This is a genomic window from Photorhabdus thracensis (assembly GCF_001010285.1).
Lineage (GTDB): Bacteria > Pseudomonadota > Gammaproteobacteria > Enterobacterales > Enterobacteriaceae > Photorhabdus > Photorhabdus temperata.
In genome coordinates this window covers 3207712-3231820 of record NZ_CP011104.1, presented here as the reverse complement: position 1 = coordinate 3231820, position 24109 = coordinate 3207712, and the positions used below count along the sequence as shown (strand labels likewise).

Annotated in this window: 13 protein-coding genes and 3 pseudogenes; 4 read left to right on the top strand and 12 right to left on the bottom strand. The window is 44.3% G+C overall.

The genetic code is table 11. The annotated features are described in order from the left end of the window. Positions 1 to 92 precede the first annotated feature (92 nt). From VY86_RS13975 to VY86_RS13950, 7 genes and pseudogenes are all read right to left on the bottom strand, one after another. The gene (locus VY86_RS13975) at positions 93 to 4040 is read right to left on the bottom strand and encodes a Tc toxin subunit A (protein WP_046975390.1); all 3948 of its coding nucleotides are present in this window, start codon (positions 4038 to 4040) and stop codon (positions 93 to 95) included. Positions 4041 to 4659: 619 nt separating this feature from the next. Next, a pseudogene (locus tag VY86_RS13970) lies at positions 4660 to 4830 on the bottom strand (S-type pyocin domain-containing protein); the annotation flags it as partial. A 1215-nt stretch (positions 4831 to 6045) separates the two neighbouring features. Further along, a pseudogene (locus VY86_RS24180) lies at positions 6046 to 6165 on the bottom strand (DUF6392 family protein); the annotation flags it as partial. Positions 6166 to 6326: 161 nt separating this feature from the next. Further along, on the bottom strand, positions 6327 to 7451 hold the full coding sequence (locus tag VY86_RS13965) for an ISAs1 family transposase (protein WP_046973730.1): 1125 nt from the start codon (positions 7449 to 7451) through the stop codon (positions 6327 to 6329). A gap of 182 nt (positions 7452 to 7633) precedes the next feature. Further along, entirely contained in the window at positions 7634 to 8032 is a 399-nt protein-coding gene (locus VY86_RS13960) for a DUF6392 family protein (RefSeq protein ID WP_046976887.1), read from the bottom strand. Positions 8033 to 8140: 108 nt separating this feature from the next. Continuing rightward, positions 8141 to 8605, bottom strand: a complete 465-nt coding sequence (locus tag VY86_RS13955; RefSeq protein ID WP_046975388.1) for a DUF6392 family protein — start codon at positions 8603 to 8605, stop codon at positions 8141 to 8143. Beyond that, on the bottom strand, positions 8605 to 10086 hold the full coding sequence (locus VY86_RS13950; protein ID WP_238591475.1) for an S-type pyocin domain-containing protein: 1482 nt from the start codon (positions 10084 to 10086) through the stop codon (positions 8605 to 8607). The genes VY86_RS13955 and VY86_RS13950 overlap by 1 nt, the downstream gene beginning before the upstream one ends. Positions 10087 to 10136: 50 nt before the next feature. Here VY86_RS13950 and VY86_RS13945 point away from each other — a divergent pair, with 50 nt between their 5' ends. Then, the gene (locus VY86_RS13945) at positions 10137 to 11330 is read left to right on the top strand and encodes an IS4 family transposase (RefSeq protein ID WP_046975387.1); all 1194 of its coding nucleotides are present in this window, start codon (positions 10137 to 10139) and stop codon (positions 11328 to 11330) included. 22 nt (positions 11331 to 11352) lie between these two features. Here the strand turns inward: VY86_RS13945 and VY86_RS13940 are convergent. The 5 genes and pseudogenes from VY86_RS13940 to VY86_RS13920 form a co-directional block, all read right to left on the bottom strand. Then, a pseudogene (locus tag VY86_RS13940) lies at positions 11353 to 11589 on the bottom strand (PAAR domain-containing protein); the annotation flags it as partial. A gap of 455 nt (positions 11590 to 12044) precedes the next feature. Beyond that, positions 12045 to 12968 (bottom strand): GNAT family N-acetyltransferase, encoded by a 924-nt coding sequence (locus tag VY86_RS13935; RefSeq protein ID WP_046975386.1) that lies wholly within the window; start codon positions 12966 to 12968, stop codon positions 12045 to 12047. After that, on the bottom strand, positions 12965 to 14236 hold the full coding sequence (locus VY86_RS13930) for a phenylacetate--CoA ligase family protein (RefSeq protein ID WP_046975385.1): 1272 nt from the start codon (positions 14234 to 14236) through the stop codon (positions 12965 to 12967). Before VY86_RS13930 ends, VY86_RS13935 begins: the two co-directional genes overlap by 4 nt. A gap of 29 nt (positions 14237 to 14265) precedes the next feature. Continuing rightward, positions 14266 to 16671, bottom strand: a complete 2406-nt coding sequence (locus tag VY86_RS13925; RefSeq protein WP_046975384.1) for an acyl-CoA reductase — start codon at positions 16669 to 16671, stop codon at positions 14266 to 14268. 1 nt (position 16672) lies between these two features. Continuing rightward, positions 16673 to 17803 (bottom strand): LuxE/PaaK family acyltransferase, encoded by a 1131-nt coding sequence (locus VY86_RS13920; protein WP_046975383.1) that lies wholly within the window; start codon positions 17801 to 17803, stop codon positions 16673 to 16675. Positions 17804 to 19303: 1500 nt separating this feature from the next. Here VY86_RS13920 and VY86_RS13915 point away from each other — a divergent pair. The 3 genes from VY86_RS13915 (at position 19304) to VY86_RS13905 (ending at position 23889) form a co-directional block, all read left to right on the top strand. Then, on the top strand, positions 19304 to 19666 hold the full coding sequence (locus VY86_RS13915; protein ID WP_046975382.1) for a VOC family protein: 363 nt from the start codon (positions 19304 to 19306) through the stop codon (positions 19664 to 19666). 695 nt (positions 19667 to 20361) lie between these two features. Next, positions 20362 to 20583 carry a hypothetical protein gene (locus VY86_RS13910; protein ID WP_052760842.1) on the top strand — a complete coding sequence of 74 codons (222 nt, stop codon included), beginning with the start codon at positions 20362 to 20364 and terminating at the stop codon, positions 20581 to 20583. Between the two features lie 459 nt (positions 20584 to 21042). Next, positions 21043 to 23889 carry an RHS repeat-associated core domain-containing protein gene (locus VY86_RS13905; RefSeq protein WP_046975381.1) on the top strand — a complete coding sequence of 949 codons (2847 nt, stop codon included), beginning with the start codon at positions 21043 to 21045 and terminating at the stop codon, positions 23887 to 23889. Positions 23890 to 24109: the final 220 nt, after the last annotated feature.

The window sequence follows — 24109 nt, the reverse complement described above, 5'->3', positions numbered from 1 at the left end:
TTATCTGCCTTACTTAAATGGCGGTTTAGAAATAGCCTCATTGGGCCATACGGAAAAATCAAATCCACTCAGGTAGTAAGCTTCTGCCATGCTCAGTTACTACCCTTGACATGAGATACACCAGCCACCAACGCCTGACCGGTGCTTTGCCAAAGGGCATAATTACTATCACGGCTCAGAACATAGCCTTGCTGTTGCTGTGTAACGCCAAGGCCAGTCTGGTTCTGTGCCTGTTGCAAACGCAGAAGCGTATCCAGTTGCGGAGTGGTTTTAGCAATTCCACCTAATACTGACCAAGCGGCTTGCAACTCATTAGCCTCCCAACCCAACAGAGTTGCTAACGTTTGTGCAGCATCAGATTGACTCAACGGCATAGCAACATTAGCCGCGCGCAGGTAGGCCAGTACATCATCTTCGGTACCACCAGCTTTACCCACTTGGAGCAGCAGATCGCTATAACGGCTCAGGGTATAGAGCATCCACAAATTGATATCGGTCACTGTTTCTACGGAAGCGCCAAACCAGAAGGGATAGTCCAGCAAGGTTTGCACCATCGCTGGACTCAACGTGAATTGTTGGGTTAACAAGGAACGGCGTACCACTTCACGCAATAGGCCCAAATAGTCAGCGGGAATATCGGCGGCGGTCTTAACGGTCTCCTTCAATGCCCAAGTCGCACTCAACCACTGATAGATATTTTTTCCACACCAACGCAACAACAACGCAGGCAGTGACTGACTCACGTTCAGAGTTTGCGCCAACAGACTGACAGCGACACCTTGCTGAGTTTGCTGCGCTTGATTCAGCGTATTCGTCAGAGTAGTCATTGCCAGCTTCTTATCTGCATCAGACAAGCTTTGTATATTGACCACCGTTGCTATGGCACTTTCTATGCCAGCATCAGTCACCAGACCAACCTTATCGATAAGCGGGCTATTTAGAGCAAACCAGTCAATGGCGTGACCGCTGGTATCAACTAATGGCGCACCACTACGGGATAATAATGTTGCATCCACCAATGTACTGCCCAGGTTCTGCCACACCTGACGGATAAAGTTCAATTGATCGTCAGTGCCTTGAGCGATAGAGACAGAATTATTACCCAAGATAGTACTCTGGGAGAAAGTAAGGATCGTATTGTGATATGCAGGATGAATTTTGATTTTTGAGATCAAAGTATTTAGCACCGATAGATCTTTAAAAGTCCCTTTAAGCGGAATATTCAGAATGTAGGTGTTAGCCGTGCCGAGATATAGCCAAGTCTTTGACCAAGTGAAAGGCCAATCCGAAGAGGTACCATAATTATCATCATTGAGCGTAACACCATCTGGTGCATCACCAGTCCAACTCATTTTACCATTCAAACTTAAGCCTGATGGCAGAGGATAATGGAACTCTGAAATCTCATAACTTGCAGCATTACTCCCTCCGCGAAATGCTATCTGCTGCGTCAGAGTCAACTCACCGGACTTAGCGTCATAGGTCAAATCTTTCCAGTCAATGGAGACACGTTCCATCTGACCTGGGTCAGAAACAGTACCATAACTACCCGCTTCAAGCGGCACCAATGAGCTCTCATCTGACAATAGCAATTGTTGAGTGCTAAATGGCAAATCATGCTGCTGTCCCCATTGCGCCAGTGCACTCAATGCTTGTAACAGGCTGAGGATATCCGCCGCCAACGGAGAATCTTTCTGCGGTACTGTGATTGTCGGTTTTCCTGCCAGTTGCTGCCAGACGATGCCTGTACCTGCATCTAATCGATCCGCCAAGGCACAGAAAGACTTTGGATTTATCCCCAATGTGCGCGCCAAATTAGCCAGACGGTAGAAAGCTGACACCACAAACAGATTACAGTTGAGTGTACTTTGCGTGATATTCCCCTGTTGACGGGCAATATTATCCGCCAATAGCAGGAACTGACGATGATTGAGGCCCAGTGCAGTGCTAATATGCTTAACACGCGCCCCATCTCTCCCGGTGGTCGATATATAGACAAAATCCTGATTATCTATCACAAACGGTGTATCAAAAGTGCCGGAAGAGTTAAATACCTGATCTAAGAACGGTGTTGCTGGTGCAATGGCAAACGGAGTCACCACGCACAACCAGCCAGCAAATTGTTTGGCGGTAACACCGTACTTCGCCTGATAATGTTTGAACACCCCCAACATACGCAGCGTATTGTCGTTCATCAGTAGGGCACGGTTGGCATCATCTGCCGCCGCAATATTTGTACTTTCGGCATCCATTGTTGAAGTTACCAGCAGGTCAACCTCCTCATACGGCAGGTTCAACCATTTTTGCAGGCGCACCATCCGGTTGATCCGATCCAACTTATCATCCGTCAGATTAGACAAAGTCAGAGATAAATCGTCACCCTTACTGATAGTGGTGGCGTTAGGCTTACCGGCATGAATATAGCGGGCACCGTATAAAAACGGTACTGCGGCAGTGTGATACGCGGAATGACCGTTACGAAAAATAGGGTTAGAAAGCACAAAGTTATCAGAGATAACCACGGTAAAACCGTTAGTTCCCGCAGCGGTAGTGCACAACAGGTTTTCGACCTGGGGAACAGTGAGGTTGGTACGAGCGGTTAGTACTTCCATAGCGGTAAAACTGTCTATGTTCAGGGAATTATCCCCGTAGTTATTGCCGTAAAAATCTTTTTGAACAGGGGTGTAACGTACTTTGCCATCACTGCTCAGGCAGAGTGACAAGGTCAGGTCGTGACTACAGCTACCGTTTGCGGTTAAAAAACGCAGAGTAAACTGACCATACCAAGGAGCCTTGGATAAATCTAATTTCGGGTTGTCATCTACCGAGTATTTAATGGCGGGATAACAGGAGTAAGGTGCACCTTGCGTATCACTCGGGTAGTCATTATTTATAGGTGCCAAATAATAACCCCCGCAGTTTCTATCCTGACCACCGCGCAACGTAACCACCTGCGACTGGCTACCGTTGCTGAGTGTGATTTGCAGAGGACTGTATCCGCCTTCATACTTTTTGTAGTACAACGCTTTGGGGCGGTCGCCATATTCCACTACACTAGTCTGTAGAGGAAGGATAAAAGCATATAAATATTCTTGGTTATACGGCTGCAACGACTCCGCCATATACGGCCCAGACCAATAGTAGTTATTATCATCAACCTTATAAATATCCTGTAATACCAGATGGTGATGCCCAAAATACGCTGGCTCAGTGATAATTCTCTGTTCTTCCGGTGCCAGTTGGCTAGCCATTATTTGCAGCCGTGTTAAAACACTGGCCGTCGCGTCGCTGAGTTTCCCTTTTGCCGTTGCCCAAAAGTTTTGCGGCAAATCCAACGTCTGTGGCAGAGTGATATCCTGCAATGTGGTGCTCAGTACCGACTGGGCTGTCTGAATCTGCTGATGACCGTAATGGTACGGCAAATTATTCGGGTAACGAGTGGTCGCCAGTTTGGCATTTACCGCTTCCAAATTAGCCAAATTCAGGTTCTTCTGAATAGCTGTGGACAAAATTTCATTGACCAACTGCAATTGCGGAACGACTTCATTGACCGCCTTATCATTAATTAACAAGGCTCCCAGATCAGGGCGACGCTCTGCCAGCGTGTTCATGCTAGCGCTGGCACCCTCCTTTTCCTGCTCAAGAGCCAGTTGATAAATATGGGTCAGATAGGCCACCAGCGCATCATTCGCTTCCGGTGACCCACTTGGCGCTTTATCTTTCCAACCAGTGTTTGCATCAAGGAACTGGTTAGCGTAATCCGGACCTGATACGGAGAACGGGCTTCTCAAGCTAACCTGAACAGCTCGGCTAAGAGGATTGTAGCGAAAGTGGTGTCGTACCTGATGAGCATAGCCCACCGCCAAGTCATACATTTTTTCAGCGCTGCGCCCTAGAGCGGCACGATGCTCACGAATAAAACGCTCACGCGGTATGCGTACTACATCAAATACTGAAGCATAACCAAGGCTAGTTAATGTACCGGGTAGATTGTAGATCTCTTCGATGCGAGAAATCAGGGGGCTGGCGGGTTGATTCATACGAACTCCTGAATTGAGGTTTATCATGAGAAACAGTTTTTTTCGCTCAAAAAAATAATCTCCATCGTTATGTAGTAAGAGGGGCCAGATCAAACATGCACATTAGGACATCAGGTCGTCTGGCCTTCCAAAGACATCATATACAGCAACAATGTGTGGGGAAAAATATAATAAATCATAAAACTTTCTTACATTAAAAAAATAAAATACAAACAATAAAATAACTTTACCTTTATATAACTTTATAAAATATATATTTACTGATGTTTATGATTAATTTAATTAATAATCAACAATAGTTAGCAATACCACACCTTGAATAAAGTAATACCCAATGTGTCAGAATATTGGTGAATGATAGTGACAATTCCGGAAAAACAGTATTTCACATCAATATGAAAAAGATTACTGACATATATCCATTATTTTTTAAGCAATATAGTCTATCAAAAGTAAAATTAAAAGTTAATTAGTCAAAAATATATTTTACACCTGAACAGCCAAGGCTATAAATAAGAGTTTCTTTATTGACTCTAATGCGATTAAGAATGTTACTTCTTTAATATGCTGTACCGTGGAACAAAAAACCTGTTAAACACGGATAGAGGTTTGTTAGCCACTATCCTCTGAAAGTAGAAAGCTGGAAAAAATATTTATACAGGGTGCTCAAATACACATACACCGGTGGCATGTTCGGAATCGGGAAGGTCAGAATATAATCGCGGAAATCCTTTTCTTCCGGCATCGGCAACGATTCAATATCACTGCCCACTTTTTCCGGGATTGGCAACTTCTGTTTTTTCCGATAATCATCCCCTTTTTTCAAGGCTTAAATCCTGCAACATTAACCGTTTTATCCCTTTTTTATTGGGTTATTTTTATAGTTTTCTTCATAAAATAACCGGCGAGAAAGCGATTTAATACCTATCTTCTCGGATAATATTTTTTTACATGCGGGTTTCTTTTCAATTCTCTATTAATAGTTAATGATTTTCAATTAAATGCAATTTACTCTCCTTTTGAAAAATTGCGTTTACTTGATAGGCAGAATTTAAACTGTTATTAAAAGTCATTTTTTAAACTTATGGTTTTAATCGGTATAAAGTTTTAACCGTTGTTTTTACCCCTTTTAACGTCTGCTTTTTGTTAAGTTTAATCATCATCGGATATCGTGTTTTACTTTTAACGAATGCTAATCATATCCATTTTTATCTTTACTGACTCTGTTTTTTTCGGATAATAAACCCCTTTTCAGGGCTTAAATCCTGCCAGATTAACTGTTTCACCCCTTTTTTATTAGGTTATTTTTAGGGTTTTCTTCGTAAAATAACTGGCGAGAAAGCGCTTTAATTCCTACCTGTTCGTATAATATTTTTTTACGTGCAGGTTTCTTTTCAATTCTCTATTAATGGTTAATGATTTTCGATTAAATGTAATTCACTCTCCTTTTGAAAAATTGCGTTTATTTAATGGGCAGGATTTAAACTGTTATTAAAATCCATTTTTTAAACTTATGGTTTTAATAGATATAAAGTTTTAACCGTTTTTTTACCCCTTTTAACGTCTGTTTTTTATTAAGTTTAATCATCATCAGATATCGTGTTTTACTTTTAACGAATGCTGATCATATCCATTTTTATCTTTACTGACTCTGTTTTTTCATATAATCCCCCTCCTTTTTCAGGGTTTAAATCCTGCCAGATTAACTGTTTTATCCCTTTTTTGTTGGGTTACTTTTAGGATTTTCTTCGTAAAATAACCGGCGAGAAAGCGTTTTAATCCCTACCTGTTCGTATAACATTTTTTTACGTGCAGGTTTCTTTTCAACTCTCTATTAGTGGTTAATGATTTTCGATTAAATGAAACTCACTCTCCTTTTGAAAATTTGCATTTATTGAGTTAAATCCGTACTTGATATAAAAGCTTTAATAGGGTTAACGTAATTTATTTTAAGTTCATCCCCTCACTATAAAACGCTCCCCCTCTCCTTTACCATTTATAATTAAATAACCTCATCACCCGGAAAACCATTTGGTTTAGTTTTATAAAGAATTAATCCCTCACCAAAAATTTCCTGATAAGACTTACCCAAACAATTAATTAACGCTTTAATATTAACTGCCATTATTTATATAATTCCTATTCTTGGTTAAGCCAATTCATCTGCGATTTGCCCCTTCAAACCGCAGATGAAAAAGCTTTTAAGAAAAAACTTCCTCCTTTCTATTAACTACCAACGTACTTCTGAGATGGGTAAGAATGCCAGGGCTAACGCATCAAAGCTCATTATATAAACAAACTCAAGGATTCGAATAAATAATCATCATTTAAACAACAGAGCCTGCGTTTATTTTCCATGCTTAACTTACGGGATTTATTCTGTTTCAGCATATTCAAAATCCATTTTCTGAGTACAGCTAAATTTTCACCGGCAAATCCTATCCGGGCCTGGAGTTTATCCTCTCGAAACGCAACATCAAGTGACCAGTGTAAATGATTCTCCACCGACCAGTGAGAGCGTGTTGCTTGCAAGGCTTTCTCCGCATTCATTGGCTGGCTACTGATATAAAATCGGACAAAATCATGCCCACGTCCTTTTTCTGTCCGTTCAGATTGGACTGCTATTATCGTCTTTGCTTTCCATTTCTGACAAATGGGCATCTGCTCACCAACAGGGAATTGCCAGCATCGGCGATGTTCCTGGCGACCATGCTGATTATCAAATTGTTCGTAGAAAGAGGGGCCGGCAAGATCTTTTGGCGTATTCGCCCAAAAAGCGTGAAATTGCGCGCTGACTTCAGCGGCCAGTGTCGGCTGATTATCTTTGACTGCCAGCAAATAATCCGCGGATTTTTCCAGAATAATCTCGGCGATTTTTGTTTGCGTTCCCGCAGCATCAATGCTCACAAGACATCCTTCCAGCGCCAATAATTGGAGAAGTTCAGGAATGGCTTTTATTTCATTGGATTTTTTCTCCACTTTTTGTTGCCCAAGGCAGAGTCCCAGTTCAGTTGACCAGACATTGACGGTATGGATACGATTAGCTCCCCGACCTTTTGCTGTTGCCCTTAACGCCTTACCGTCAACCGCCAGTTGCCCTGAAAGACCTTCCTTTTTCAAAATATGATCCACCCATTCCTGAAACAATGATTGCAGGGTACTGGCTGGCATAATGGCAAAAATCCGGTTAAAAGTGTCATGTGAGGGAACCCCATTTGCCAGGGTTAACCAACGCTTAAACCATTTTTCGCGTTCCTGAGCAAAGAGCGCAATTTCGGACCAGGTATCAAAACCACACATCATGGCACAAAGTGCCATAAAAATGACCTCAGATAGCACATGAGAACATTTTGCTTGTTGACGTGGGTCAGGTAAGGCTTCGAGGTAGTCAAACAGGGCTTTCTGAGTCATAAATAAGGCCATTATTACGGGAAGTTGTGGATAAATAACGGTAAACAGATAAGATTGCAACAAGAATAAAGCGTGGCTTATTTTGTACGGTTAATTCGTCATCTTATGGATAAAAAATGATCATGCGTTAGCCCTGGTAAGAATGCAATTGACTTCACTTGCTCCAACAGATCGTAATCAACCTACATACTGGTTGGTATCCGAAAATCCAGTAGCGTATACAGTTCCGTCCAACCAACATCTTTCTTGAGAAATTTTCGCGGAGGAAGAGCCTTTTCAGGCTTACCAAACTGCTCATGAACCCATTCCCTAGTCATTAAAGGCTTCAAGGGAGAAGGTAATTCATTAGGGAATTGATATAAAGGTCTCTTCTGACCAAGCAGAAAAAGCTCTACAGCAAATAAAATCTTACCATCTCTTTTAAAAGCTAAATGCATACCCTCTTTAGCTATATTCAGAGCAATGAATGAAGCTCCAGGATATCCTGTTGGTTTGGTTTTATAAGGGATTAGTCCTTTATCAAAAATCTCCTGATAGGTTCTCCCCAAACTATTAATTAACGCTTCAACGTTGATAGTCATTATTTATATAACCTCTATTCTTGATTCAGCCAATTCATTTGAGATTTAACTTCCAAAGTTGTTCGCAAATGAATTGGCGTTCAAAAATAACTACTCATCTATTGTTAATTACCAACGCACCCCTGAAGTGGGTAAGAAAGTCAGAGATTCAACCTGTTCAGTGAGATCATAGGAAATCTGCATACTTGTGGGAATACGAAAATCAAGTAATGTATATAATTCTGTCCAACCAAACTGGCGCCTCATTACCATCTCGGGAGGATGAGATTTCTCAGGCTCACCAAACTGTTCATGAATCCATTCACGTGACATTTTAGGGATTAATGGTGATGGCAATTCACTAGGGAATAAATAAGCAGGTTTATCATTAACTAAAGTTAATGTAATCTCCTTTAATTTTCTATCTTTCCTATAAAAAGACAAAAAAAACCCTTCCCTTACCATATCCAAACATATCACTTCATCACCAGGAAAACCTTTTGGTTTCGTTTTATAGGGAATTAGTCCCCCATCAAAAATTTCTTGATACGTTTTACCTAAACTATTAATTAACGCTTCAATGTTGATCGCCATTATTCATATAACCTTTGTTTCTGATTAATCTCATGCATCTTCTCTTGAGCTTTTTCAAGCTGTTCTTCTGTTGCACCATAGTTTTTCAGCGCTGGCTTTATTGCATTAAAATCACGATTTACAGCTGCCTTCAAGTCCTTTTCATCCTGTCCTATTTGAATCGGAGAATTTCGGCCTCCATAGGTAGCACTGAGCTTCTGATGAATCTCAGCCGGAATGATAATTGCGGCAACATCTTTAGATAGCTGATTCAATTGAGCATCTGTTAATTTAGAATTTAATCTCTTCAACCGTTTTTTCACAGCCGCAGCCGAAGGCATATGATCCGCATGTGTTCCATTCCTCAACCGCCCGGCAAAGTTTCTATACAAATCCACTTCAAACAACTTCACCGGCGGTTTACTCAAATACACATACACCGGCGGCATATTCGGGATCGGGAAGATCAGAATATAATCGCGGAAATCCTTCTCTTCCGGCATCGGCAACGATTCAATATCGCTGCCCACTTTTTCCGGGATTGGCAATACGGTGATTTGCGACGGAATAAACGGCCGTTCTTCATTCCCGGTATGGGCTGGAACCTGAAACTCCTGTTCGTTCGGCGTCCATAATATCGTTGGCCGATTTTCTCCCGGCTCCCAGAATTCATAGTTACCCGTGGTCCGATTCAGTGTCATCATACGAACCGGCACTTTATCCAGACCACTTTCCGGGCCGACGTGATACCCCTGAACCGTCATCCTGCCGCTTTTTTCATCTCTTATCCAGCGGAAACGCACACGCGTCGGGGCTTTGCCAAGCTGTTCGGCAATCTCACTCAGGCGATAGCGGTTTAAATAATCTTCTTCACCTTCATTCAGCTTCGGTGAATAAAACAATCCCATTAACCCGACCGTCAACGGATTCGGGGCCGCCAGCCAGCGCCCGGAGCTGGCAGCGCCACCGCCAATGTAACGCATCACCAGCGCTTCCCCATCCGCTGCCACGCTGCGGGTGGTGGCCGCCATTGCCGTAGCAGCCGCTTCAGCCTGCTCTTTTCCACCACGAAACCACCGCTTATACCACGGTAATTTTTTATCCTGCGGTTTATCCGGCTTTGGCAGGTGTTTCTTGCCCTGGGGAGGCGGTTCAGGCTTTTGCGCCGCTACCGGAGCGGGAGATGACGGCACCTGATATATCCCCATTCTGCCAAAGTTATTCGCGGGTTCAGGCTCAGTTCCGGCATCGGTACAGCCTTTGCCCTGCTGGCAGGATTTCGTAAACACCGCTATCGGCGGTGGGGGAGCCTGCGTCACTGGCGGTGGACCAGACTGAACGCTTCCCGCCGCCTTCACAGGCGAAGAAACATTCTGCGCCGCCATATTAGTGGGAGCAACAGCCCGATCAGCAACCTCCTCCTGCTTCTCATAGCTGTCCATCACGGAATTGATCAGCCGGGCCCGACAGGGCTGAGGAATCCCCAGAAAATAGACAAGCATAGCGTTGTGTGATCTACTGATTGTTCCACCAAGTCAATAAGGTCACTGCTATGCCTGCACGTAAAGTATGTCACAACTTCTTCAAAGATGCCTTAGCACCGTTTCATAAATATCGCCAGAATGCATTAATCGATGCCACTATGGCTTTGATTAATGGCGCTTCTCTTACGCTAACCAGTATTGGACGTTTTTTGCCCGGACAGGCTCAGGTCAAAAACAAGATAAAAAGGGTTGATCGCCTGTTAGGAAACACCGCTCTTCACAACGATATTCCTGCGATTTTTAATAATATTACTGCCATGATAACTCGTCAGTTGCCTCTTTGCGTTATTGCTGTGGACTGGAGCGGTTATCCATCGCAGGAGTATCATGTGCTTCGTGCCAGCCTTCTTTGCGACGGTCGGGCAATTCCGTTATTGAGTTGGGTTGTATCCTCGGAAAAACAAAATAACACCTTAATACAAAATCAGTTTCTTGATTCCCTCGCTAAAGCCGTCTCTTCCGATGCCAGAGTCATCATCGTCACAGACGCAGGATTTAAGAGTCCATGGTTTCGACATATTACCTCATTAGGCTGGGATTTTATTGGGCGGATCAGGAATAACGTTCAATTTCACCTAGCAGATAGTCCTGAAATATGGCTGAAAATCTCTGACTGTCCCGGAACAATAACGCCGAAATACATGGGGGCGGGAACGCTGGTCAAAGAAAAGAAAAACCGTATTAATGGTCATTTTTATACATACAAGAAATTACCTAAAGGGCGGAAAAGTAAACGTTCAAAAGGCAGGCCAATGTATACTAAAACAGACAACGAGTATCGGCAGTCAGCAAAAGAAGCCTGGCTTATTTTCAGTAGTATAGATGATTTAAAGCCACGGGAGATCATCAAGTTATACAGTCGTCGCATGCAGATAGAGCAAAACTTCCGCGATGAAAAAAGTGAGCGTTTCGGATTTGGTCTTCGTGCCAGCCACAGTCGCTCTGCGGGTAGAATGCGGGTACTGAGCTTACTGGCAACCCTGAGCACAATCGTCCTGTGGCTGATTGGTTATCACGTGGAGAATAAGGGATTACATCTGAGATATCAGGCCAACAGTATCAAATCACGGCGGGTCATCTCATATCTGACGTTAGCGGAGAACGTCTTACGACACTCCCCACTGATTTTAAAACAAATATCACTGAATGATGCTCTTAACCACTTAACAAGAGTCTACCGAAATATGGTGCTGGTTTATTAGCACCGATTTGTGGGGATCCCTCAGCCCGACAGGGGCAGGTGCTGACACTATCTAATGTGCCCGCTAATCGCCGCCCCATGCTAAACATGCTGGGTACGCCTCCGGCAATCATGTAAGTACCGGAATGTTTACCACAGGTGACGTGATCCCCTTCACGCGCAGTTGCCCGCCCGTTAAATGTGATGGTCTGGTCACCGGTGATGATAACGCCACCACAGGTCGTTTTATCACCAACGAGCAGATAATAGCCTTTTGCCATTCAATTGATTTCCCCATTGGTTTACAGTACGAAGAGTGGGTCTAACTAAATTGGTTATCATCTTCTTACCACTTATAGGTTAATAGATAATCAATAGTGCAATGCATTTAACTTAAAAAGATATAGGAATATTCCGAAAATTATAGAAATGAGGTTGATTGATGCGGGTAATTCATCATTATTTGCAACAATTTTTATTTAATTTTTTAACAAACATAAGTATCACGAATACATTTGAAACCAATGGCAACATCAGTTTTATATACCAAATAATTTTTAGGAAACGATGTCGGGTTGACAGGATGGTAAAGCAGGTTTTCTCGAATAATAGTCAGATCGTTTTTTGCTACTTACATAAATATCCATTCAAAGTGCTGACCAAAAGACCAACACTTTGTCATTAATCTGCAAAGTTGTTCAAGCTCTGACGAGTTTTGCTAATCATTGCAGGAGAGTTACCCTCCTGCACAGGCAAACATGCTTTGCTGGTGCAGATTGTGGGCAAACTGGCAGCTTAAGGTCAGCTCTTTTTTGCTATGCCCCCGAACCAGTAAAGCTTCCCAACGATGATGATGACCGGGCACAAATCCCGTACAGGCAAATCCCGCTTGCTGCAAAATTTCCATAGCCTGGAGTGTGCCTTCCCCCACAGGGAGTTTCACATATACCAGTTTATGAGCGGGTAACTCCGCCACCTCCTTTACCCGCTCAGTTGTCTGCTTTTCCACCCATACTTCCAACCGGCGTCCATGATTGGTCATGCTGATATCGGCATCAACCGACTCTTCCGGTTGTAAAGGCTCTTGACCAAACACTTGAGTCACCGAGTTCAGCCAATTTTGCCAATCTGAAGGCCAATGTAACTCAGGAAAGGGCCAGCTTTGCAGAGGCAAGCAACCCAGTACGATGCTTTCCGGATGTGTCTGATCAAATGGTGAGGTGACATAATCCGGCAACAACCCTGTGGTGTGAAAACCCAGGTTTTGAGCCAGACGCTGGCTGTGATTATGTGACGATACCTGCTTAATAGTGAGTATGCTTAACCCCATTTCCCTGGCCTGATCACACAAGTATCTCCCCAGTGCGGTAGCAATCCCCTGACCACGCGCCTGTGGGTGCACCGCGATAAGCGCCAGTTCAGCGCTTAACGAACAGCGCTTATCCTGCCATAGCGCCGCATGTCCCAACATCTGCCCATCCTGTACCGCAACAGCAGAATACCAGTGTCTTGCCGCGTTATAGCAGCCAAGCATGGTTGGCAAATAGACTTCCGGGTAAACATAATCTTCACCGTAAACAACCCGAAACAAAGCACTGACACCGGTAGAATCCTCTTCCCGGAATAATCGAATCAATGGTGTTACTGGATTTATGCTCATGCTGCCTTCTCTTCAGCACTATAACCACGATTATCAACCACCCGCATCAGCTTACCGGAGCGTGGATGCGTGACCATATTTTCCAGGGCGCAGTAAGTGACTTCCACATGCAGTAATCCCTGACAACATAATTTTGCCATCGCGGGTTGCGCCGCCAGCAACACCTGATGTACTGCTGTCGCAAGCGGCATCGGTGACGAGCTACTGGCTAACAAGAGTTTTATTTTATCTATACCATCCTGACGGCTCAGTAATAGCTGCCAAGCCAGTATTCCCTCTTGCTGTCGCAGTAAATGAGCAATATGGTCAGGAAAAAGAGATAACGTACCAACCCGTACCCGGTGAGCACTGCCCGCCCGCCCCTGGAAAGCGAACTTGCGACGTGGCCGCCCAGGTTCTTCACACCAACAGACCAGGTCGCCAGTAGGGTAACGGATAACCGGCATCAGACGCCGTTGCAGGTTGGTAACAACCAACATGCCGTTTTGTCCAGACGCGGTAATCGGCTGACCACTGGATTCATCAATGATTTCAACAATTGTATCCGTATCAAAAACGCGATGTTCACCGTGACCACAATCGGGAGAAGCAGCACCAATGAGACCGGCATCAACACTGGCACAACCAATTGAGCCAATGCGTGCATTGGGGAATACATGACCCAATAGTGTCAACTGCTCTGGAAACAGGCTTTCGCCACCGTACAACAGGCGCTCAATACCCGGCATGGTCTGGCCGATCTGCTGCAAGGTACTGGCAAAACGTAACAATTGTGCCGGCACCCCGGCGAGAACGTTAATCCTCAGGCTGACAATCGCGTCAGCCAACGCCCGATCATCAACTGAACAGGTAAACGGAAACTCCACCACCGGCACAGGTGAACAGGACAAAGCACCGTGAATAAATAACAGACTGGTATACAGATCACCGGCAAAAAACAGATTGGCAACGCGGTCATCAGGCTGTAGTTGCTGTGCCAACCCTTGACCAAATGCGCGCACAAAAGCACGCCATTCATTGCAACTGAACACCGACAACCTACCCTCACTGGTCGAGCCACCGGTTTTGAAAACATGACCTCCGTTGATAGGACCAGTCAATACCGGCCAGTTTTCCAGTGGTTGCGACTGCTGCCAATAGTCAGCAGGATCGATTAATGGTAGATCAGTCAACGTCCAGCCAGAGCGGGGCAGATCACAATACAGATCCCTAAAGAAAGGAGCGTGATTGCGGGCATATTCAACCAAATCGTGTAATGATAATCTCATGATTTACTCAAAAAGTAATATTATGGGTCTCAGGTTCGGCTATCCAGCACCAGCGGCGTTTTGCCACTTTGCGGGTGACGGCGAAACTGTCCGGCTGGCGTAGGGATAATTTCCAGTTGAAGCATTCCACCACTGACAACCTGATTCAGCATTTTATGTTGCATAAGATGCCCGCGTACCTGGTTAACATCACCCTCAGCTAACACATGGATGTATTCGCCACCACCAGCGTGATTCCCTATCAGCCACTGCACCGGAAACGCCAAACCGGCTGACAATTCAGTTGGATTCACAAAAATAGAACCTACCCGTATCAATGTCCCATGACGACCTACCAATCTAAAACGCGGTGCCGGCAACCCGCAGGCACAAAGACCGGGCAGCCAGTGGCCCAAATCGCCCAAATCGTAGCGTTGAATTACCTGCCCTTCCCGCGCCAAAGGCGTGAACACTAACCGACCAGTCTCGCCGGGCTGGATCGGTTGATCACTATCCAGAGCCAATATTTCCAGCCACTGAATATCAGATAACAGATGGAATTCCCCATCGTGGCAACAGGTGCAAGCATGGCCCAATGGACCGGCATCAACGGAGCCATAAATTGCTGAGCGGATCACCTGGATACCAAAACTGGATAGAAACTGACGACGCTCTTCACTAATATGCTCACCACCAGCAAAAATTTTACGCACACCACCGTAGGCACGTAATGCGGCTCCTTCACGTTCAAACAGCTGATATATCGTGCTTGGCATCCCTATCAGCGTATTAACCCTCTGAGTGACAATAAAATGCCTGATTTGGCTAAAATCATCGTTTATCGGGCCTCCCATCGGGTAATGCGGCACGGATAATTTATCCAGAATAGTGAAGAAACTCAGCAACCCCCCATACAAGTTGCTGCCATACAGCAGATTCATTACCCGGTCCTGGGCCGGATCTAAACCGGCGGAAAACAGCCCATCCGCCGCAGCCTGCATCTGACTGTGATAATCTCTGTGACTGAAACCCGCCAGTTTCGGCGTACCGCTACTGCCACCGCTGCGGAAAAACACCTGTGCTTTCGACGTCACCCCATTTTGCTGAAACTTTTCTTTATCCATCACTGGAACCCCGGCCAGTTCTGGAGGATTGACCGCCAATTTATCCAGTGTGACATGGCCCGGCAATTGTTCAGCTTTCAAGCTGACTGAGACACGTCGTGCAAGCCGGGTCAATGCATAAACACCATCATGTGGCTCACCTTCATAACCATCGTGCATCGCTCCGGCCTGACATACCCGGCTGACACCTGCGGCCAGCAACTGGCGGCTCAACATCGGCAGTTCATTTGTTTCGGCGATCAAAGCACAACTTTGCAAATAAGGGCGCCACGGCAACAAAATTTCCACCAGTCGCGCACGTGGCGCCGGGCGAATTTGCAGGGTACGATACAATGGCGATGGCGCAAGCTCCTGACGTTGCACCCAAGCTACCCGCCATCCATCCCCTTCTTCAAATGAACCAGTCAGACCAGCAAAAGTATGATCTAACTGCAAAAATGCCATCTGGCTGCTGATTTCAGCCGCTTCCTGTATGTCAGGCTGTAAGGCCGGCCATACCGGTGCCCGTCGTGCCAACGCAGAAGCCACGGCACTCGCCACCTCCCGCAAAACATTCTCATCAGTGCTGTCGACCAACAAACACTGTGGGCTGGAGCAAGCTTGTTGATCAAACCGACAAACATCATCAGCCAACGCGTCGTAATCAGTATTGCCGGCAGACTCCGGATCCAGATAGGTAAAGCTGATACGATGTCCCCAGTCGATCCAGCGGCAACCAGGCCGCAATTGGCTACGGATAGCTGTCAATGCGGTATTACTCCCCCAGGCTGACACAGCATCAGCACACTCCAGCAACGTTGACAGTTGATCAGACGGTAAAGGCAATACGGATACATAAGGAGCCAACTTGCCACTCAAGTCATGGCGCAGGAATTCCACCAATAACTGTGCATTGAGGCCGTGATCACTGCTACTGGGGCGTAGCCAGTTAACATTACCTACCAGCAAACTCTCCAGCACAGCCATAAATGGCAGCAACGGCGCATTAGCCGGTGTGATATGCACTACCAGCCCCAGAGGTTGCCAGGCTTCAAAACGGGGCTGTGTATAGTCAAAACGACGCAGGGAAAACGGTTGTTCGCCTAACTCGTGCCGTAACTTCGCCTCCAGCAAATCACGGCGACAAAAACCGCGTAAAGCTGCAATTGTCGCTGTATCCAGCGCAAGCTCAGAAGCGATAGTCTCGAGACTGTCGGCAAAGCGCCCGGCACAATCCAATACTTGTTGTACACTTGGGGGATAAGCCAGCGTATCCGCAAGGCTGCTTTTCAGTTCGGCCAATACCGCGTCGGGTTCCAAGTCAGATATTATCTTGCCATTAACTAAATACATTTCAGGACTCCTTTATCAACTCAGAGGCCGCAATCGCGCAGCTGCGGCTTTTACTGGTACCGGCACGACCCAATAACTCAAACCAATCAGTAGCCAACCCACAACCGCATTCAACGGCGGAATGCAGCACTGCCAAATCGCTCACCACGATACTGTGTGCCGGGCTGGAGGTGATATAAGGCGATGTCAGATGCAGAAAACCGGGCTTACCATAGGGTTGAACCGCCATATTAGCCGTATCACGAATATAGGCACGGGCATAAGTTGGCACATGAAAATGGTGATGCCGACACTCAACATAAGGCACCGGATGTTCAACCGAACCGTAACCATCCCGGCAACGCTCGTCAGGAATCCCCAGTTGTTCACCCAAACGCTGGTACAACAACGATCTTGGAATTGCTTTATCGGCGTGTGTTTTCCAGCCACCCCCTAAAAATACCAGTGACTCAGGATGTAACTGTATCGGCGGCAAGCCCATTTCCTGCATCCGTTCCAGTGCAAACCACAGGAATGCCGGAAAGCCCAGCATACGCACCGGCAACCCTTGCACAGCAAACTCCTGCAAGGCTCGGATCACACCAAACGGATCAAACTCATTGCCTTTTCCATTGTGGCGCAGTGCATAACAGGCTTGATTCACTGGCGCATATTTACACAGATACTGATCGGTATAGGCGGTTCCCAGAGTAATCGCTCCGGCGGGTTCATAGCTCAACAATAAATAGTTACAGGGCTGTTGCGGCGTATTCCAGCCGTAATATTCAAAAATCCGCTCAACCATATTCTGGGCCGCCTGTATACTGCGTGTATCGTAACGCATACGGCTTTTCTGACCTGTTGTCCCTGATGAGGTCAATTCCAGCGCATCCTGACCGGTGGTACTGAGCAGCAACTGATGTTTAAAATAATTAGCGAAAATGGGCGGCAAGCGCGACCAATCGTTCATTTTTTCCAGTGTTTGATCGTCCAGACCATTCGCCCTCAGCCACTGGTGATAACCGGGAGTGTGTTCACAATGGTACCGCGTCAGCTCGCGCATAGCCGCGTCAAACAGTTGGTCGCAAGCACTATCGGCACGGTAAGGATGATCAAGCGCGCAAAGGGCGTCAACATAAGCAAGAGAAGTCAAAAGTCATCTCCAGAAATAAAGAAAGAAGGGTATTTACTCCCTTAAAATAATAAGTAAGTTGTTTCATCATCCGGCAAGTAAAATAACTAATATCCCGCCGAAAAAAAATGACCATATATTGAATACAACTACTTAACCAAATAAAAATGAGTCACCGTTTTGTGAAAAATAATATTTAGACTTGTTAATTCCTTGTAAAAAAATAAGAACAAAGATAACAACTATGATTTAACTAAGGCCAATGTAATAACGAGCTTATATTTAATAATCTTATCATCAAATCTAATCATAATTGCTTATACACCACACGATATTTACACATAATTAATCGTTAATACAATAATCAACAACGTTACTTTTCCAGCAAATATCACCAATAGGGAAAATATCTTTACCAGAAAGACAACTATCAAAATAAAATAAATGGGATTTTTACGTTTACAATCAAGTCATTTCAAGAAAAGTATCATATAGTCTATTGCTATCCAGTAATGAGAAATACGCTGGATTACTTACGGCAGTATAAGAAACACAGATTGAAAAATCTGTATTTATATTACTGACATTTGTATCTCCTAGAAAATAATCAATTTATGATATTACTAATACCAATCAAGTTTTTTTAAAAACATAAAAAATCCATTAAAAAATCGGAAATAAAAAACACATTTCTATACACACGATAGAAATCTGCTCTTATATAATTAGTTTACCTTCTTTATTAAATATTCACGTTAACATTTCTTTATAAACCATTATCGCCTCTAGCAAGAAATAAAGTTTCTCAATAACAAACAAATAAGAATTGCTAATAAGTTATACCATGTATAACTATATTTCAATAAAAAACTAAAAGTTTTTACTATGGTAAAATCGCAAAGATACACAATATACTGCTTACATTTTAAATGCTGTTACCATTTACCACTTTATTTCATAATTTAACCCAGAATTACAACCCAATATTATTAACGCCGAAAAAATAATAATAGTAAATTAATTAAGATCTATTTCATCATTTATCGCATGAACATTAGTTCACTTTCACCTATGTGATTATTCTATTGCTTACTAATTCTGGCATTTATAAAAAACACTATAATAAAATATAAAAATTACCTTATATAATTAAATAGAAATAGGTAGATTCACATAATCTGAAACCTGGAAACGGACGCTACAGGGCTTTTGGCCAGTAAAATCGGAGGTATGCAAAAAATAGCCTTAACGTAGGATTACCTCCGTTTTTCAAGTGCACCCCTTAACTGATTCTTGCTATTTTTTATTTTTAATACATTATTTTAATTAATACATAATAACGAAAAATCTCTTGCATTTGTATTGTAACATGGTTAGCATCATTGTAATGATATAGTTATAGTTTGTGACAGACTACTTGATAACGAGTTGTTTTATAAGTTTTTAGTTGTGTTAATATTTTTATTGCCAATTATATCAATAATACTAACGTTGATACTTTGTTAATGTTAAATGGTTTTTATGTATAGTGAGACTACTGTTCCAGTGGCTGCCAACTTGCAACTGGTTTATGTTTCCAATGTTGAACGTTCAACCGCTTTCTACAAATCTCTATTCAAAACAGACCCTATCTTTACTAGCCCACGTTATGTTGCTTTTCGTGCCTCTTCTTCTGGTGATGCTCTCTTTGCTATTTGGTCTGGTGGTGAAACACCTGATCCGCAAACCCAACGTTTTAATGAAATTGGTATCATGCTGCCAACAGGCGATGATGTTGATCAACTATTTCAAGAGTGGCAAGGCAATTCAGATATTGAAATTGTAAAAGAGCCATATACAGATGCATTTGGATGTACTTTCCTTGCAAAAGATCCTGGTAGATGATTTTCACTTTTTGGTCGGTCGTCGTTCATTGCATATTTGCAACGCACCGTCACCAACAGCAACAGCAACAGCATCAGCATCAATGGAAATTGGGCGGGAGATTATCCGAAGGTATTTTTCAGTGCCTTGAAAAGATAGCCATGAGGAGTTGTTGATATTTTGTATTCATAATTTATTCAGCCTACATGGGTAACAAATATTAAGCAAATAATTGATCTCACCTGACACAATCGCTAACATCTTTGATTGTGATTATCAATGATCCACAACCTGCAAGAATTATCTTCGGGTGGCGAAAACAAAACTTCCGTAGCCTGAAAGGGAGGCATCGCAATGCGGTACATCTACGCACTTTTGGAAGCAGATATCGTCGGACAAATAACCCGCCGTCTGGCGATGAAAGTTTTCCAGTCTCTTTTGTGATACCGGCTTACCCACGTTTTGAATCCATCACGATAAACGTCCTTGCTGCTTGGCGTCACTTGCGTAACAGCGCAGCGATTATCGGGTTTATCTCTCAACACACTCGCCTGACAACAGGCGTATTCATTGAAAAAAGGAGAAATCACACTACGTCAAGATAATGAGGCGTTCATCCTGAAACTCGTCAGGCCTCTGAACGGGGAGCCGAAGACACCTTCCCGATATTGGGCGGGTGCTTTCTTTATCTGACGTTAATTCAAGGAAAACACATCATGAACCCGATTTTTTTACCGATACCGAATGAAACTTGCGCTGCATTACGTGAAGACGTTTTTACCGCGCAGGTCACCGACCTGATTGATGATATATATCAACGGGAAAGTACACTGACGGTCTGCAAGGAACCCACTATCACGGAAGCCGTGCAGAAGCTGCAAGCCATCCATTTGGCAGGTGACTGGCCTGTGCGGGAGCGGTGTTACGCCGGCTTTTAATTGCGAGTATGGCCTGAAGCATGGTGATTCTCGTTGGAATGTCTGCCTGACACAATAATCTGAAACATCCAATCAGTCTGGCGTCAACATTGACGCCAGACTGGATAACAATAAACCAGCATCTTAATCCGATCCCCTTCAACAAAATCTACCCTGTAACATTAGCGATAATAACAACTTTCGTGGGTTAATAGAGAGAGCCAAAAGAGTTGCTGATACTTGCATCAATTAACCAATGCCTGCTACTGTTATCCAGTTGCAGCAACAAGCCCTCAAGCAACCGTCTGAGTAAGGTCATTCCCGTTTACCTGCTGAAACCCTGTTACCACAGGTCTTTCAGGTATCCCAATGGGGTGATTATCCTCATTATGCGGAGAACTTAAACTAAGCGCCAATCTGCTGTAACGCAGACAAAACAACGATTGCAGAAATTATTCAATACAACTAAAGAGGTAAGTCATGAAAAGTGTTGACCCTAAACTTTACCAACATACACCCACCGTCATCGTCCACGATAATCGTGGGCTGACTGTTCGTGAAATCAGTTATCACCGTACTACCACAGAAGAAAATGCCGATACCCGTATAACCCGCCACCAGTATGATGTCCACGGACACCTGAGCCAAAGCATTGATCCACGCCTGTATGACGCCTGGCAGGAAGATAACACGGTGAAACCCAATTTTCTCTGGCAGTATGATCTGACCGGCAATATCCTGCGTACAGAAAGTGTTGATGCTGGCTGCACCGTCACTCTCCATGATATTGAAAGCCGTCCTGTCCTGACTGTAACTGCAACGGGTGTTAAGCAGACCCGGCAATATGAAGACAACTCCCTGCCCGGTCGTTTGTTATTCATGACCGAACAAGAGCCAAAGGAAGGGGAATCCCGTATCACCGAACACCTTATCTGGGCTGGAAACACGCAGGAAGAAAAAGACCAGAATCTTGCCGGTCAGTGTGTTCACCACTACGATACGGCGGGGCGAACCCAACTGAACAGCCTTTCCCTAACCGGTAACGTTTTATCGCAATCCCGTCAATTACTGATTGATGGTCAGGACGCTGACTGGCCCGGTGATGATAAGACTCTCTGGGTACAGAAATTAAGCAGTGATGTCTATACCACCCAACATAAAACCGATGCTACCGGCGCCTTGTTGACCCAAACCGATGCGGAAGGGAACATCCAGCGTCTGGCTTACGATGTGGCCGGCCAATTAAAAGGCAGTTGGCTGACAGTGAAAGGCCAGAATGAACAGGTGATCATCAGATCCCTGACCTATTCCGCTGCCGGACAAAAATTACGCGAAGAACATGGTAACGGTATCATCACAGAATACGCTTATGAACCGGAAACCCAGCGGCTTATCGGTATCAAGACCAGCCGTCTATCAGACACCAAAGTATTGCAGGACTTACGCTATGAATATGATCCGGTTGGCAACGTGATCAACATCCGTAACGATACCGAAGCCACCCGCTTCTGGCGTAATCAAAAAGTGGTACCAGAGAATAGCTATACCTACGATTCCCTGTATCAGCTTATCAGCACTACCGGACGTGAAATGGCTAATATAAGTCAGCAAAGTGACCAACTCCCCTCCCCTGCTCTACCTTCTGATAACAACACTTACACCAACTACACACGTACTTATACCTATGACCCTGGCGGCAACCTGACCCAAATCCGGCATAGCTCACCCGTAACCCAAAACAGCTACACCACGGACATCACTGTCTCGAACCGTAGCAACCGGGCGGTGTTGAGTACATTGACGACAGATCCGGCACTAGTGGATGCTTTCTTTGAAGCAAGCGGCCATCAGAAAACCTTATTACCGGGGCAAAACCTGAATTGGAATGCACGGGGTGAACTGCAACAGGTGACGCCAATGAACCGTAAAAATGTCAGTGATCAGGAATGGTATCGCTACGGCAGTGACGGGATACGGATGTTAAAAGTGAGTGAACAGCAAACGCAGAATTCCACCCAACAACAGCGGGTAGTTTACCTGCCAGGATTGGAACTACGCACAACCCAAAATAGCACCACCACAACGGAAAACTTGCAGGTTATCATCGTAGGTGAAGCTGGTCGCGCACAAGTACGAACATTACATTGGGAGACAACACCACCAAAAGGTATCAACAACAACCAGTTGCGTTACAGTTACGATAATCTTATTGGTTCCAGCCAACTTGAGCTGGATAGCGACGGACAAATCATCAGTCAGGAAGAATACTATCCGTTTGGTGGAACAGCGCTATGGGCAGCAAGAAGCCAGACAGAAGCCAGTTACAAAACCATCCGGTATTCCGGCAAAGAACGTGATGCAACAGGGCTGTATTATTACGGCTACCGGTATTATCAGCCGTGGGCAGGCAGATGGCTAAGCGCAGATCCGGCGGGAACGATAGATGGATTAAACCTCTATTGTATGGTGATGAATAACCCGGTGACGCTTGCTGATAATATGGGACTGTCAAGTTTGGACTGGCTTGATCTTGCTATTCCCCAAAACAAACCTGATATTCCGCCACTTTTATATAAGCAGAATCCAAAAGTGGCGAAGAAATACCAATATTTCACCAAAAGTACCGGTGAGATATTACAAGAAGCAGAAAGAAATGAGGGAAAACTAAAAGGTATTAAACAGAAAGACAGAGAAAAAACATCCAGAAAAATGATGTTCACAAATGCAAAATTAAAAGGATATGCTGCCCATGCAGGTATTATGCATGATACTAGCTATAAAGATAAATTTTTGAATCTGAGTGGTAGCTTAGGTGCAAAAAATACCTTCCCTGGTGTGCAACTTACTAGCGAAAAAGCGAAGCCTGGTTTCGAACAGTATCATCCCAGTACCCTTAAAACCTCAAAACGTTGGAGGCCAAATATGGATCTTGGCAGCTATCGTGTTGCTAATGAAGAACAATTTATATCGGGTATAAAAAAAGCGTATCAAGAATCAGGGACTGCATTACATCCACTGGTTGAACAGAGGATCAAAGCACATATTAAGGAAAACAATAACATTTTACCCAAAATGGCTGGAATTGCCGGCCTTCATGCTGAAGTACAAGCCTTAAATTATATGGTAACTCAAGCTAATAAAAAAGGAGAGAATATATCAAGTCATTTGAATAGTACCTATATATTCACACAACGGCTTGTCGGTGACAAAAATCAAGACTTCCCAGCGTGTCATAACTGTTCTGGAATATTATCCGGCATGGAAAATGTCATGACAGGAAGAGTAGAAAATTACAGAAGAATGACACGCAGAAACTCTGTTGCGTAATAACTTCATCCAGGGAAAGGATATTAAACATACCCTTTCCCGCTACAGGTGACCGTGCAAGCGGTCACCAAATTCAGTAATAAAATGATTCATTGCCTTGTAGCTGGTCCTTTACCAGTGAGTTAATTTCTCGCATGGTTATGTTCGATAATGCACCAGATTTATGAAAACATTCAGCCATTTTCTGCATTTTAATAAGTCGGTTATCATTCATCACATA